Origin of the sequence: Halomonas huangheensis, from assembly GCF_001431725.1 — a bacterium.
Classification (GTDB): domain Bacteria; phylum Pseudomonadota; class Gammaproteobacteria; order Pseudomonadales; family Halomonadaceae; genus Halomonas; species Halomonas huangheensis.
On record NZ_CP013106.1, the window covers coordinates 1,284,245 to 1,298,249 of the forward strand.

The window sequence follows — 14,005 nt, forward strand, 5'->3', positions numbered from 1 at the left end:
ATTCAGCCAGCGGAGAAGCCATGGCCCCCCACCTTATTGTTTCCGACCTTGATGGCACATTGCTGGGCGCAGACCATGACCTTGCCGAGTTGACCATCGCCACTTTGCGAGAGCTGGCAGCCCAGGGGCATCAGGTTGCACTGGCTTCCGGACGGCACCACATCGATATGCAACCATTTCGTGACCGGCTTGAGATCGATGCCCACATCATCAGCAGCAATGGCGCCTGGACGTTGGGCCCACAGGGCCAGCGGGTGCGTTCTTTCTACCTGCGTGAGGAACTGGCTCAGGCTTTGATTCGCCTACCACGCGCCGCCGATGTGCGTCTAAACCTCTATCGTGACGATGCCTGGTTGATCGATCAGGCGGCCCCCGCTCTGCTGGGTTTACATGATGCCACGGGGTTCGAGTATCGCATCGAGGCTGCAGATGAAATGCACCCGCAAGGCATCGGCAAGGCACTGTACATCGGTGAGCCGCATTACCTCGCCGAGATCGAAACGGCGGCACGCGAGTTGGCGGCAGACCAACTGCACATCACCTATTCGATGATCAACTCGCTGGAAATCATGGCCGCTGGTGTCAACAAGGGCAGTGCCGTTCAGGCATTGTTGGATGATCTCCAGATACCGGCCAGTCGCTGTCTGGCCTTTGGCGACAACCTCAATGATCTGGAAATGCTGGCGTTGGCAGGGGAGGCGCATGTGATGGGTAATGCTCACCCACAATTGAGCGGGTTGCTTTCCGGTGCCCAGGTGATTGGCCACCATGCCGAGACTGCCGTGGCATTGCATCTGCGCGAGCGCTTTGGTCTCGACGCCTGACGCCTGTCGCGAGGCACTCCGGATACGTTGAGAATTCCTGCCTGAAACAGGCCTTATGCCCTGCGCTGCCACCATAGTGCAATCGTCACGCTCAACTGAAATAGCTAATGTGGCAGCCCACGAGCGATAGATGACAACAATGGAAGCCCCTCTCCTGATCGTGGTGGATGATGACCCGGAAATTCGCGAGTTGCTGGCGGATTACCTTGGGCGTCATGGCTACCATGCCTTGACGGCGGAAGATGGCACGGCGCTGTATCGCCTGCTCGAGCAGCACACTCCTGCGTTGGTGATTCTGGATCTGATGCTGCCCGGCGAGGATGGTTTTGCGCTCTGTCAGAACCTGCGCCGCAATGGTGACACGCCGGTGATAATGCTTACCGCCAGTGATGACCATACCGACCGAATCCTTGGCCTGGAATTCGGCGCTGATGACTATCTGTGTAAACCATTCGACCCACGAGAGCTGCTGGCGCGCATCAAGGCCGTCCTACGCCGTTGCCTGCCACGAGCGACAGGCCAGTCGCCCGAGCGGGCACGCGTGGTCGCCTTTGGTGACTGGAAACTCGATCGAGTGACACGCGAGTTGATTGCTGGCAGCGGCAGCCGTCTGGCACTTGGTGGTGCCGATTTCCAACTATTGCAGGTGTTTCTCGAGCGCCCGGAACAAGTGTTGTCACGCGATGATCTCTATCTATTGACCCGCGGGCGTCCGGCCCCGCCACTGGATCGCTCCATGGACGTTCATGTCTGTCGCCTGCGCCAGCGCCTGGGGGAGGACGCTCAACATTCTCAGCTGATTCGCACCGTGCGTGGCGAGGGCTATGTGCTGGCAGCCCGTGTCGATGTGGTGACTTGATGTCGAGTCTCTCGCTGCGACGTTACTGGCGTCGGTCGCGGCGACGATGGGCATGCGTATTACCGCACTCCCTGCGTGGACGATTCCTGCTGATCATGGTGGTAGGAGTAATGGGCGCCCAGTTGGCCAGCTACGCCTGGTGGAGCGCTCAGGAGCGCAGCGATCAGCGGCTGCGCCTTGACGAAGTCTCCAGCACTCTGGCCTACAGTGTGGCTTCTACGGTGCGTTTCTTTCGCTCGCTTCCTCATTCCTATCGTCACGTCGCCCTGGATCAATTGCGCGATATGGGCGGGACACGCTTCTTCGTCAGCGTCAACGATCATCGACTGCCGGTGCAGGACATCGGCGATGGCCCGGAAAAGGCGTTGGTGGTGCAGAAACTGCGCAATGTCCTGCGACGTGAGCTTGGCATTGATGCTGTGGAAGTGGAGTTCTCACGCCCCGATACGCTGCGCCTGCTCAGTGCGGAAGTGTTGTTGACAGAGATGCCACCGCGCTGGGGGCAACATACCTTGCTGACGGCCTCCGCTGACCAACCGATTCTGGTAGTGCAACTGCCGCTCGGCCAGCAGCAGTGGCTGTATGTCGCGACCCTGATGCCGATGCCCGATGCCTTTCATCGTCCACATTGGCTATCCGCGGACCGACTGTTTGTGCTGCTGGTGGTGCTGGGGACCGTGATCGGCCTGTCGGCGCTGGGAATTCGCAGTGCAACGCGGACGCTCGATCGCATGGCGCGCGCCGCGCAGCGCCTGGGAGATGACCTCGATGCACCACCGCTCAGCGAGAGAGGGCCACGAGAGGTGGCTACAGCGGCAGTGGCCTTCAATCGTATGCAAGGACGCTTGCAGCATCAGGTTGATGAAAGGGCGCGAATGTTCTCGGCGATCTCCCATGACCTCAAGACACCGATCACACGGATGCGACTGCGGGCCGAGATGCTTGATGACTCGGTACAGCGGGAGCGTTTCTCGGCATCGTTGGATGAACTCGACTGTCTTGTGCGTGGTGCGTTGGATTCGGTGCGAGGCCTCGACATGCACGAAACGGCAGAGTTGATGTCGATGAATGAGATGCTGTCGCGGCTGTCTGGCGAGATGGACATCCTCGGCGGCAAGGTACTGATTCAGGGGCATGCCAAGCCGTTGATGATCAAGCCGTTGGCATTCAAGCGAGCACTCGCCAACCTGCTGGAGAACGCCGTGTTCTATGGCCAGCTGGCAGAAGTCACTATCTCCGACAGCACACATCAGTTGGAGCTGAGTATCGTCGACCACGGTCCAGGTATCCCCGATGACCGGATTGAACAGGTCTTTGACCCCTTTGTCAGGCTTGAGCCATCGCGCAGCCGACATACCGGAGGCAGTGGTCTGGGATTGGGGATCGCCCGACATATCATGCAGGCCCATGGTGGCCGAATCGTACTGCGTAATCGCCTCGACGCAGGGCTCGAAGTCCTCGTTCAACTGCCACGACCCGGGCCCTTTGCCGACAGTAATCGAGAGACAACCCGGCTTGAGAGATAACCTGGATGTGGTCGATATCATCAGGTCTCGTTGTAATACTTGGTAAGAGAACGCCGCACAGGCATGCAGTACCCTGATGTGGTGAGAGAGGACCAGCAATGGCGGTCCTGCAGTGTCATCGAATTGAGGTAGGTTGATGAATTGTTTCGATCCCGAGTTTCTTCAGCGTCATGTGCAGCGCACCATGCGTTTCTATCACCCGCGGGCCATCGACCCGAGCGGGGGGTTCTTCCATTACTTTCGTGATGATGGTCAGGTCTACAACGCCAGTCATCGCCACCTCGTGTCCAGCGCGCGCTTCGTGGTGACCTATGCGCGTTATGCTCGCTATCACTGCACATCCCCTGATGCGGCAGCGGAGTATCTACGCTGGGCGCGGCATGGGCTCGCTTATCTGGAGCAGGCGCACTACCAGACGCGTTATCAGGGCTATGCGTGGACGTTGAACGATGGCGCTGTCGAGGATCAGACCCACCACTGCTATGGGTTGGCCTTTGTCCTGCTGGCCTACGCCGAGGCCCACCTGGCCGGGGTCGAGGAAGCGCGGGACGGTATTGCCCGGACACACGCGATGTTACAGCGCCGCTTCTGGGAGCCTCAGTGGCAGCGCTTTGCTGATGAAGCCGATTGCTGCTGGCAGCTATCGGATTACCGTGGCCAGAACGCCAATATGCATGCCTGCGAAGCGTTGATCTCGGCCTATGATGCCACCGGCGAGACGCATTACCTGGATCAGGCGTTGAGCATTGGCCGGAGTCTGTTGAAAGCCAATCGCGAAAATCTTCATGGTTGGATCTGGGAGCACTACAACGTCAATTGGCAGCGTGACCTCGACTACAACCGTGACGACCCGCAGCACCTGTTCCGCCCCTGGGGTTACCAGGTGGGGCATCAGACCGAGTGGGCCAAACTGCTGGTGTTGCTCGCCGAGCGCGGTGGTGACTCAAGCCTGATCGAAGCTGCCGAGCGCTTGTTTGTCTCTGCTGTCAGCGCGGGTTGGGATAACGAGCATGGTGGGCTGGTCTATGGCCTCGATCTCGAGGGGCGGGTCTGTGACGGTGACAAGTATTTCTGGGTACAGGCGGAGAGCTTTGCGGCGGCAGCCATGCTTGCCGAACACACCGGAAAGGCGCTGTATTGGCGCTGGTACCGCCGGCTGTGGGACTTCAGCTGGCAGCATATGATCGACCATCGTCACGGCGCCTGGTTTCGCATCCTCAGCGCGGACAACCGCCACTACTCTGATCAGAAGAGCCCCGCCGGCAAGGTCGACTATCACACCATGGGCGCCTGCCAGGATGTGATGCGTATCCTGAATAATTGTTGAGCCACGAGCTGGCTCGTGGTCAACCGATCGCCAATATTACAACGCTGTAAGACACAGGAAATACTACTCAGTATTAGGTAACCCTCGCTGACCGATGAATGGCGTAGGCTTTGTCTGACCAATACCTGACATGATCAATAACAATGAAACAGGAGTCATGACATGACTACACGTTTGCGCTCGATTCACTCACGCTCCATCCGTTCCTTGCGCCGCCCGTTGGCGGTGCTGGTGGCGGCTGCCGGCATGTCGATGTCAACCGCCCAGGCCGGAGAGGTAGAGGTGTTGCACTGGTGGACTTCAGGCGGTGAAGCTCAGGCGGTGGGCACGCTGCGTGACCTGCTCGAGAGTGAAGGTCACAGTTGGAAGGATTTTGCGGTTGCCGGTGGGGCTGGCGATAGTGCAATGACGGTGCTCAAGTCGCGTGCCATGTCCGGAAATCCGCCGTCCGCGGCACAGATCAACGGACCGGAAATCCAGGAGTGGGGTGAATTGGGTCTGCTTGGCAATCTTGATGATGTTGCGGCCGAAGAGAACTGGGATGAGCTGCTGTCTCCGGTAGTGGCCGATATGATGCGCCATGACGGTCATTATGTGGCGGTGCCAGTCAATGTGCACCGGGTCAACTGGATGTGGGCTAACCCAGCGGTGCTCGAGGATGCCGGTGTCGAGATTCCGACCAGTTGGGACGAGTTGTTCGCGGCAGGTGATGCCCTGCGTGAGGCTGGGTATGTCCCGCTCGCTCATGGCGGCCAGCCCTGGCAGGACGCTACCGTATTCGAAACCGTTGCGCTGAGTCTAGGCGGAGCGGACTTCTATCGTCAGGCCTTCGTTGAGCTTGATCAGGATACGCTCGAGAGCGACACCATGATCGAAGCGCTGGAGACCTTCAAGCGTCTGCGTGAGTTGATGGATGAGGGCATGCCGGGACGCGACTGGAATCTGGCGACCCGAATGGTCATCGATGGCCAGGCAGCGATGCAGATCATGGGCGATTGGGCCAAGGGTGAGTTCACCGCGGCAGATATGCAGGCCGGCAGTGACTACCTGTGTGCACCTGTACCGGGCACTGCTGACGATTTCATCTTCAATATCGATAGCTTCGCCATGTTCCAGTTGGAAGATGAGGAATCTACTGCTGCGCAGAAGACGCTGGCACGCCTGATTCTGCAACCCGAATTTCAGAAGACATTCAACCAATTGAAGGGCTCGATTCCGGCTCGCACCGATCTGGACATGAGTGGCTTCGATAGTTGCGCGCAGCGTTCTCTGGATGACTTCAAGGCGGCCAGTGAAGGCAATACCCTGGTGCCGAGTGTTGCTCACCGCATGGCGATGCGCAGCGACGTGCAAGGTGCCTTCTTTGACATCATCACCAATTACTTCAATGACGAGTCGATGACCGCCGAACAGGCGGCGCAGAGATTGTCTCAGGCAGCCAGCCTGGCACTGTGAGTTGACGCCGTAAAAGGAAGGCGGCACCCCGGCCATCAGGCTGTCGGTTGGTGCCGTACTTGCGATGGAATTCCGGCTTCAATGATCGCTTCTTCGATGACATCAAGATGGCTTGCGCGTCCAGATAACTGGACGTGTTGGCCGAGGTAATCCGTGATGGCTTTTACAACCGGTTCTGCAGCAGGAGCGCGATCGGCGCCTCCGCGGCAGCCGCGCAGTTCATCGGCACGTCTTCAGGCGTGGTTGCCGAAACTGGTGCTGGCACCGTCTGTCGCCGTATCGTTGTTCTTTGTATACGGCTTCATGATCTGGACGTTTGTCCTGTCGTTGACCAACTCGCGAATGCTCCCCAGCTACAACTTTGTTGGCTTTGGTCAGTATGCGCGGCTGATGGCCAACGAGCGTTGGTGGGTCGCAGCATCGAATCTCGCCGTGTTTGGTGGGCTTTTTGTCATGTTGTGTCTGGTGATTGGTGCGGGGTTGGCGATCCTGCTCGATCAGCGTATCCGTCAGGAGGGCGCCCTGCGTACGCTGTATCTCTATCCGATGGCACTGTCTTTCATCGTGACCGGCGTGGTGTGGAAGTGGCTGCTGAATCCCGGGCTGGGAATTCAGGCCATGGTTCGGGGCTGGGGCTTCGAAAGCTTCAACTTCGACTGGCTGGTGCGTCCGGAGATGGCAGTCTACACCCTGGTCATTGCCGCTGTATGGCAGGCGTCGGGGTTTGTCATGGCGCTGTTCCTGGCCGGATTACGCGGCATTGATGACGAGATCATCAAGGCCGCTCAGCTTGATGGTGCAAGCCTGCCGCGTATTTATGCGCGTGTCATCCTGCCCTGTCTGCGTCCGGTGGTCTTCAGTGCGGTGATGATCCTGTCGCATATCGCGATCAAGAGCTTTGATCTGGTGGTGGCACTCACCGGCGGTGGGCCAGGTTACTCCTCAGACCTTCCTGCGACCTTCATGTATGCGCATGCCTTTACGCGCGCCCAGATCGGGCTGGGTTCTGCCAGTGCCATGCTGATGCTGGGTGGGGTGCTGGCGATTCTGGTGCCTTACCTGTATAGCGAGTTACGGAGTAAACGCCATGAATAGTCGTACGCCTGATGGCGTCATTCGGCGCAGAACGCCGGGGGCAAGAGTCCTGCGTGCTGTGTTGTACGCGATTCTGATTGCCGCCGCGCTGGCTTATCTGCTGCCGTTGGTGGTGATGGTCATGACCTCGATCAAGCCGCTCACTGAGATCACGCCGGGCAACCTGCTGTCGCTGCCACAGGCGCCAACACTGGAGCCGTGGCTCAAGGCCTGGGGCGGAGCCTGTACCGGAATGCGCTGTGATGGCGTCGGTGGGTACTTCTGGAACTCGATTGCCATTGTGGTACCGGCGGTCGCGATTTCTACTCTGATCGGTGCTCTCAACGGCTACGCCTTGACCAAGTGGAAGTTCAAGGGCTCTGAGTTGGTTTTCGCACTGATGCTGTTCGGTTGTTTCATACCCTTTCAGGTGGTGCTGTTACCAATGGCCCAGACGTTGGGCTGGCTGGGACTGGCGAGTTCTCGCTCTGGCCTGATACTGGTGCATGTGGTTTTCGGTATCGCGTTTACCACACTGTTCTTCCGCAATTTCTATGTCGCTATCCCCGATGAGCTGGTGTCTGCGGCCAAGCTCGATGGTGCCGGTTTCCTGCGTATCTTCTGGCGCATTCTGCTGCCGGTGTCGGCGCCGATCATCGTGGTGTCGATCATCTGGCAGTTCACCCAGATATGGAACGATTTCCTGTTCGGGGTGGCCTTTTCCGGGCATGACACTCAGCCGGTCACGGTGGCCCTGAATAATCTGGTCAACACCTCGACCGGGGCCAAGGAATACAACGTCGATATGGCCGCTGCCATGATTGCGGCGTTACCGACACTGGTGGTGTATGTGCTGGCCGGAAAGTACTTCGTGCGCGGCCTGACGGCTGGTGCGGTCAAGGGCTGATTGGCGCAAGGCGCTATCTAGACAGACCATAACAAGACCTATCTAGACAGACCATAACAAGACAAGAGAACTCACACATGTCCGCTCTGGAAATCCAACATCTGTGCAAGGACTTCGCGGCAACCCAGGTGCTCAAGGACGTCAGTCTGGCGATTGACTCCGGGGAATTCCTGATCCTGGTAGGGCCGTCAGGCTGTGGCAAGTCGACCCTGATGAATGCCATTGCCGGCCTCGAGCCGGTGACTTCAGGAAGCATACTTATCGGTGGTGAGGAGGTGACCTGGCAAACGCCATCCGAACGTGACATCGCCATGGTCTTCCAGTCCTACGCGCTGTATCCGAGCATGACGGTGCGCGGCAATATCGCCTTCGGGCTGGAAATGCGCAAGGTCCCCAAGGCCGAACGCGAGGCTGCTGTGGAGCGTGTGGCCGATCTGCTGCAGATTTCTCATCTGTTGGATCGCAAGCCTTCGCAATTATCCGGTGGCCAGCGCCAGCGTGTGGCGATGGGAAGGGCGCTGGCACGTGAACCACAGATCTATCTGTTCGATGAGCCGTTGTCGAATCTCGATGCCAAATTGCGTGTCGAGATGCGCACCGAAATCAAGAAGTTGCATCAACGACTTGGCACCACCATTGTCTATGTCACGCATGACCAGATCGAGGCCATGACCCTGGCGGATCGCATCGCAGTGATGCGTGATGGACAGATCCAGCAGTTGGGCACGCCCAACGAGATCTACAATGACCCAGTCAATGTGTTCGTGGCGGGGTTCATGGGCTCACCATCGATGAATTTCATCACCGCTCAGCTGGAGGAGGGGGATCGGGCCTGGCAACTGCGTATCGCTGCATCAGAAGGCGGCGAGCTACTGTTGCCCTGGCCGGAGGAGCGTGCCAACCAGACCTTGGCGGATCAGTGTGGACAGAAGGTGCTGCTGGGCTTGCGTCCGGAACATTTCGCCGAAGCTGGTGATCAGCGTACTGGTCACCAGCAAGCGGTACAGGTGGATACACAGGTTAGTGTGGTAGAGCCCACTGGTGCTGATGTGCTGATCAATATCCTGCTCGGCGAGAATGAAGTGACTGCGCGCGTGGGGCCGGACTGCAAGGCGCAACCGGGAGAGCGGTTGATGTTGAGCATCGACATGCGGCGCGCGGTGCTGTTTGATCAGCAGAGCGGCCAGCGCCTCGCCTGAGGGAGAGAAGACCTCTGTCACAGGCAGCCGAGATGTGCGGTATTCGCTGCGACTGCCCGTGATGCTTGGCTTCAATTCAGGAGCGCTCGCCTCCCGAGGGTTCCATGCGCCGTAGCTGCTGCCAGACTTCCTTGCGCAGATCGGTAAGGCGCGGGCGGTCTTCGCTGGCAAAGGCCAGCGGTCGTACCAGACGCTGCGTGCGCAGGCCGAGACGTGCACCAAGCAGGCCCACCCCCAGTCCCTGGGCGGCGCGGGTCGACAGGCGGCCAGCCAGATCCAATGACAGCATCTGCATGCTGGCATCGGCAGCCAGTTCGGTAGCACCGGCAAATGCCATCTGGTAGAGCACGCTGCGTAACAGGCGAACTCGTGCACCATACCCCAGTTCGAGGCCATACAGCCGACATAGGCGATCAATCATCGCCAGATGCCGCCAGGCGACGAGTGCCATATCGACCAGGGTCATCGGGCTGACTGCCACCATCACAGCCGTCTCGCCACTCATGCGAGAGATCAATCGGCGCGCCTCACGATCACGTGGCGCCAGTAGATGGTGTTCGACCAGCGAGCTGATGTCCTGGCCGTCGTGGTGCGCCTCGCGGGCTGCCTCGAAGGCCTGCCAATGCGGGTCATCATCGGCCATGGCCAGCTGTTGCTTGAGGCGTTGCACCAGACTGCTGGCTGCATGTGGCGAGAGCTGTGGTAACTCAGACAGTTGTTCACGCAACTGATCGTGGTTCTTCAGACGACGCAGGCGGAATAGCTCGCGAGTCAGGGACGTGGCACCGAGCGTGATGACACCCAGTCCCAGAACCTGCCAGCCGGTAGCCAGCCAGTCGCCACCGACCAGCGTAGCCGGCAGGCCGGTGACCAATTCTGCGGTTCCGAGGCCGAGTGCGCCACCAAGTACCGCCAACAGTCCCCAGCGGCGTTTGCGCGGGCGAGACAACACCTTTTCCAGCGGCGCATGAGTACTGTCCTGCTCCGGCTCTTGACTGACCAGCGCACGGCTTTCCAGCTCGGCGTCGAAACGTAGACCGGGACGAGGGTCGGCGGCGTCGGGTGGGACTTCTTTAAAGTTTTCGTCCTCGAAATGCATGGCGGGACGAGGATCCCGAGAATTCGATGTCATTCGAGCTTGTCTCCAAGCAACCATTCGAGCGCAGCATCCATACGAATATGGGGCAGGGCGCCGGGTGCTGAGGGTTGCGGACGAAAGGCGATGAAGTTGAAGCCCTGGCGCTCCCAGAAGTCTGCCGAAGGAATACGTGTAGGGACTTCGCCCGGGAAGGTCAACAAGGGTTCGCCGTCCATGCTGGTACCTTTCAGCGCCGAAGTGATGCGGCCCTGATGTTTGACCTCACGGGCTTCGGTAGCACGGATTGATGCCAGCGACATGGCCTTGACGGGAATATTGGCGTACTTGAGGTTCTTCAATGGCTCAGCAAGTAACGCCTCGAGCAGTCCTACCAGGCGCACGTGCTGTTCCGGCGTGACGTGATCGGCCTTGGTTGCAGCGATGGCGAGGCGGTCGATACGCGGCGTGAACAGGCGCGAGAACAGGCTGCGTTGTCCATAGTTGAAGCTCTGCATCAGCCGCGCCAGGGCTTGTGAAAGATCCTCGAAGCGCTCAGGGCCAGCAGTCAGGGCGCCGAGTACGTCGACCAGCACGATCTGACGATCGAAACGTCGAAAGTGTTCGCGATAGAAAGGGCGTACCACATGCTCTTGATAGTAGCGGAAGCGTCGAGCGAGGCTTGCGTAGATACTTGACTCCGGCAGCGCTGCCAGGCGCTCCTGACTCCAGTTCGCCAGACCTGGCAGGGGGAAGAACTGCAGCACTGGAGCATCTCTCAGGTCACCGGGAAGCAGGAAGCGACCGGGCTGAAGATTGGAAAAGCCTGCCTCGCGCGCCTGTCGTAACCCCGAAGCATACAGTTCACTGATCTCGGCGAGCCGTGCTTCGTCGGCGTCAGCGTCGGGAGCCAATTGGGTTGCCTCACGTTCCCAGGTGGCGAGCATCGCGCGCCGAGTAGGACCCGCCTCGTCAAACTGGGTCTGGCTCCAACTGAGGTAATCATGTTCGAGCAGCGGCAGATCGAGTAGCCACTCACCGGGATAATCGAACAGGTCAAGCGTCAACTCGACGGTTTCCGGGCGCAGCCATGCCTGGCGAGAAGGGCGATAACGGATCTTCAGGCGCAACTCGCTGATGCCGCGAGTCGGCTCTGGCCAGCAGGGTGGATCCTGTTCCAGCGAGGCGCGTGCCTGGTCAAAGGGAAAGCGCGGCACACCCAAATCCTGCTGAGCGACACGCTGGGCGCCGAGCAGACGTCCCTTGCGGCTGGCGCTGAGGAGATCGAGGCGCGCTTCGAGGCCGGCATGCCGTAGCTGGTCGACCAGCGAGGTCAGAAAGGCCGTCTTTCCTGCACGCGATAAACCAGTGACCGCCAGGCGTAGCTGGCGGTCACGTCCGCGTTCGATCAGGTCCATCAGATCACGGGTCAGGTCCTGGGGCATGCATGGTTCCCTTCGCTCAATTAGTCTCCAATCTGGGGGCGTTGGGGCGTAAACACAAGACGTTGAGCGATGATAACAGCGATCGGCAATAGCGGAAGCGGCAGCATCCACAGGTTGAGCCCCTGCCAGCCGGCGATCGATACCAACGGTCCAGAAGTGAGTGCTGTGATGGCGACAGTGGAGAACACCAGAAATTCGTTGGTAGCCTGCACCGAGGCTTTCTCCTCGGGGCGATAGCACTCGGTAAGCAGGCCGGTGGCGGGAAGGAAAGTAAAGTTCCAGCCCAGACCGAGTAGAACGAGGGCGATGTTGTAGCCGATCAGGTCGGGCATGAAGATGGCGACCACGGCACTGGCCATCAACAGCAGACAACCCAGGACGATCATGGTTTCGGCGCCCAATCGGGAGGTCAACCGGCCGGTAATGAATGAGGGCGCGAACATCGCCACGACGTGCCATTGAATGGTCATCGAAACATGGTCGAACGAGTGCCCGGAGTGGGCCATGGCCAACGGTGTCGCCGTCATCGACAGTGTCATCACGCCATAGCCGATTAGACCGCTGACGATGGCCAGTATCAGGCGCGGTTGACGCAACAGTTGACGAAGGGGACGTGACTGCCCGGACATCTGGCTGGCGACCGGACCCGGCAGACGGGTGAAGTGCACTATCACCAGCGCGGTGGCGTAGAGGGCAGCGAGGCCGATGAAGCTGCCGACGAACTCGGTGGAGGCGAGTGTATGGCTGTGGCGCGCAAGCCAGGGGCCAAGGAAGGCCGCCAGCACACCGCCACCCATCACCAGCCCAATGGCACGGTCACGGGCTTCGGCAGGAGCAGCCTCTACTGCGGCGAAGCGATACAGCTGGCCGAACCCGATACCGATGCCGATGGCAAAGGTGGCGACGCAGAACAGGATGAAGCTGTCACGCTGGAGCGCGACAATGGCCACCAGAGTACCACCTAGCCCTAATATATTACCCAGCGTGAAGCCCTTGCGCCGTCCGAGTCTGGCCATCAATAGCGAGGCGGGGATCGTAGCGCTCATCAGTCCCAGCCATTGGACGGCAACCGGAAGCGTCGCCAACCAGTCGGATGGCGCGAGTCCCGCGCCGATCAGCGGCGAGACGGCAATCAGCAGGATATTGCCGGTGACCAGCAGCGCCTGGCACAACGACAGCAGCGTTACCGGTAATGGAAGTGAGCGGAACATGGCAGTCCTCGTTGTGGGGTGTCAGGGAGATGGAACAGGGGTGGATCTGCTGGAGAAGCGCGCGCGGTAGATGGAGGGCGACACACCATACTGGCGTTGAAAGAGGCGACGAAACTGCTCGCTGCCGCCCAGTCGCCAGCGTGCCGCCAGGCGCTCCAGTGAAGGCTCTCCGGTGATCAGCTCTTTACGCGCCGCTTCAAGGCGCAGGCGGGTCAGGTATTCACCGGGTGACGTTCCCAATTGTCGCTGGAACAGTCGCGACAGATGGCGCGGTGTCACCGCCAGCCGTTCGGCCATGGAGGTGATGTCGTGCTCCCCCCCGGGAGTGGCATGCAGAACGTTGATCAGTGGCCGTAGACGCGGCCCGGCACGTTGCTGGCTGAGTAGAGCCTCACTGAATTGTGACTGGCCGCCCGGGCGATGCAGGAACATGACAAGCTCCCGCGCGACGCGTCCGGCCAACTCATGACCATGATCGGCCTCGACCAGTGATAGCGCCAGGTCGATGCCTGCGGTCACTCCAGCACTGGTATAGCGTCCGCGATCCTCGACATGGATCGCATCGGCAACAACCTCGACGTCAGGATAGCGCCTGGCCAGCTCCTCGCAGTGGCGCCAGTGCGTCGTGGCACGGTGGCCATCGATCAGTCCTGCTTCGGCGAGCAGGAAAGCACCGCTGCAGATTGCCCCAAGGCGTCTGACGCTATCGGCCATGTGGCGGAGCCCGTCGATATGGTAACGGTGGCGGCACTGCTCGAAGACACCACTACCGCCGGCGACCAATAGGGTATCGGGAGCCCCGATGAGTTCCAGACCCTGCCAATCGAGGTTGGCCTGCAGCGCCAACCCCCCATTGGTGGTGACCTGCCTGGCTCCGCGAGCGACCAGAGTCAGATCATACAGTCGAGTATCTGCAAGCGTATTGGCGCTGGCGAAGACCTGCCAGGGGCCTGTGACGTCGAGTACCTGGCAGTCCGCATAGGCGACCAGCGCTATATGGCGGGGCTTCGGCTGATGTGGGGATGGTTGCATGGTCATGGTGACCCCGAAGAACTTGTCGTGTTCGGAGTGTGCGTCAGTCTTTCCATGTCCTCAATGTCAAA

12 protein-coding genes are annotated in these 14,005 nt (G+C 59.8%); 8 read left to right on the forward strand and 4 right to left on the reverse strand.

Translation table 11 applies throughout. The features are described 5' to 3' along the window. The first annotated feature begins 20 nt into the window (after positions 1–20). The 8 genes from AR456_RS05825 to AR456_RS05860 all read left to right on the forward strand — a co-directional run bounded on the left by AR456_RS05825 (position 21) and on the right by AR456_RS05860 (position 9,171). Positions 21–824, forward strand: a complete 804-nt coding sequence (locus AR456_RS05825; protein WP_021820426.1) for a Cof-type HAD-IIB family hydrolase — start codon at positions 21–23, stop codon at positions 822–824. A 130-nt stretch (positions 825–954) separates the two neighbouring features. Continuing rightward, positions 955–1,683, forward strand: a complete 729-nt coding sequence (locus tag AR456_RS05830; RefSeq protein WP_031208597.1) for a response regulator — start codon at positions 955–957, stop codon at positions 1,681–1,683. Next, positions 1,683–3,209, forward strand: coding sequence for an ATP-binding protein (locus AR456_RS05835; RefSeq protein WP_051995773.1), 1,527 nt, complete (start codon positions 1,683–1,685; stop codon positions 3,207–3,209). The genes AR456_RS05830 and AR456_RS05835 overlap by 1 nt, the downstream gene beginning before the upstream one ends. A 136-nt stretch (positions 3,210–3,345) precedes the next feature. Next, positions 3,346–4,536: an AGE family epimerase/isomerase gene (locus AR456_RS05840; RefSeq protein WP_021820429.1), complete on the forward strand. Its 1,191-nt coding sequence runs from the start codon at positions 3,346–3,348 to the stop codon at positions 4,534–4,536. Positions 4,537–4,782: 246 nt separating this feature from the next. Then, positions 4,783–5,991: an ABC transporter substrate-binding protein gene (locus AR456_RS05845; protein ID WP_236995568.1), complete on the forward strand. Its 1,209-nt coding sequence runs from the start codon at positions 4,783–4,785 to the stop codon at positions 5,989–5,991. 156 nt (positions 5,992–6,147) lie between these two features. Continuing rightward, a complete protein-coding gene (locus AR456_RS05850; RefSeq protein WP_021820431.1) occupies positions 6,148–7,086 on the forward strand; it encodes a carbohydrate ABC transporter permease in 939 nt (312 codons plus the stop codon). Continuing rightward, positions 7,079–7,972: a carbohydrate ABC transporter permease gene (locus tag AR456_RS05855; protein ID WP_021820432.1), complete on the forward strand. Its 894-nt coding sequence runs from the start codon at positions 7,079–7,081 to the stop codon at positions 7,970–7,972. Before AR456_RS05850 ends, AR456_RS05855 begins: the two co-directional genes overlap by 8 nt. 77 nt (positions 7,973–8,049) lie before the next feature. Next, positions 8,050–9,171 carry an ABC transporter ATP-binding protein gene (locus AR456_RS05860; protein WP_021820433.1) on the forward strand — a complete coding sequence of 374 codons (1,122 nt, stop codon included), beginning with the start codon at positions 8,050–8,052 and terminating at the stop codon, positions 9,169–9,171. Positions 9,172–9,247: 76 nt separating this feature from the next. On the opposite strand, the gene AR456_RS05865 is transcribed toward AR456_RS05860, so the two are convergent. The 4 genes from AR456_RS05865 to AR456_RS05880 are packed head-to-tail and all read right to left on the reverse strand — an operon-like array spanning position 9,248 to position 13,934. After that, positions 9,248–10,303 (reverse strand): YcjF family protein, encoded by a 1,056-nt coding sequence (locus tag AR456_RS05865; RefSeq protein ID WP_031208600.1) that lies wholly within the window; start codon positions 10,301–10,303, stop codon positions 9,248–9,250. Then, positions 10,300–11,691, reverse strand: a complete 1,392-nt coding sequence (locus tag AR456_RS05870) for a YcjX family GTP-binding protein (protein ID WP_021820435.1) — start codon at positions 11,689–11,691, stop codon at positions 10,300–10,302. The genes AR456_RS05865 and AR456_RS05870 overlap by 4 nt, the downstream gene beginning before the upstream one ends. A 20-nt stretch (positions 11,692–11,711) precedes the next feature. Next, positions 11,712–12,902: an MFS transporter gene (locus tag AR456_RS05875; protein ID WP_021820436.1), complete on the reverse strand. Its 1,191-nt coding sequence runs from the start codon at positions 12,900–12,902 to the stop codon at positions 11,712–11,714. Positions 12,903–12,923: 21 nt separating this feature from the next. Further along, complete coding sequence (locus tag AR456_RS05880; RefSeq protein ID WP_031208601.1) at positions 12,924–13,934, reverse strand: GlxA family transcriptional regulator; 1,011 nt, start codon at positions 13,932–13,934, stop codon at positions 12,924–12,926. Positions 13,935–14,005: the final 71 nt, after the last annotated feature.

Coding starts and splice junctions, on each gene's coding strand:
- AR456_RS05860 (WP_021820433.1), top strand. CDS start 8,050: ATGTCCGCTCTGGAAATCCAACATCTGTGCAAGGACTTCGCGGCAACC.
- AR456_RS05880 (WP_031208601.1), bottom strand. CDS start 13,934: ATGCAACCATCCCCACATCAGCCGAAGCCCCGCCATATAGCGCTGGTC.
- AR456_RS05845 (WP_236995568.1), top strand. CDS start 4,783: ATGTCGATGTCAACCGCCCAGGCCGGAGAGGTAGAGGTGTTGCACTGG.
- AR456_RS05835 (WP_051995773.1), top strand. CDS start 1,683: ATGTCGAGTCTCTCGCTGCGACGTTACTGGCGTCGGTCGCGGCGACGA.
- AR456_RS05825 (WP_021820426.1), top strand. CDS start 21: ATGGCCCCCCACCTTATTGTTTCCGACCTTGATGGCACATTGCTGGGC.
- AR456_RS05875 (WP_021820436.1), bottom strand. CDS start 12,902: ATGTTCCGCTCACTTCCATTACCGGTAACGCTGCTGTCGTTGTGCCAG.
- AR456_RS05855 (WP_021820432.1), top strand. CDS start 7,079: ATGAATAGTCGTACGCCTGATGGCGTCATTCGGCGCAGAACGCCGGGG.
- AR456_RS05870 (WP_021820435.1), bottom strand. CDS start 11,691: ATGCCCCAGGACCTGACCCGTGATCTGATGGACCTGATCGAACGCGGA.
- AR456_RS05865 (WP_031208600.1), bottom strand. CDS start 10,303: ATGACATCGAATTCTCGGGATCCTCGTCCCGCCATGCATTTCGAGGAC.
- AR456_RS05840 (WP_021820429.1), top strand. CDS start 3,346: ATGAATTGTTTCGATCCCGAGTTTCTTCAGCGTCATGTGCAGCGCACC.
- AR456_RS05830 (WP_031208597.1), top strand. CDS start 955: ATGACAACAATGGAAGCCCCTCTCCTGATCGTGGTGGATGATGACCCG.
- AR456_RS05850 (WP_021820431.1), top strand. CDS start 6,148: ATGGCTTTTACAACCGGTTCTGCAGCAGGAGCGCGATCGGCGCCTCCG.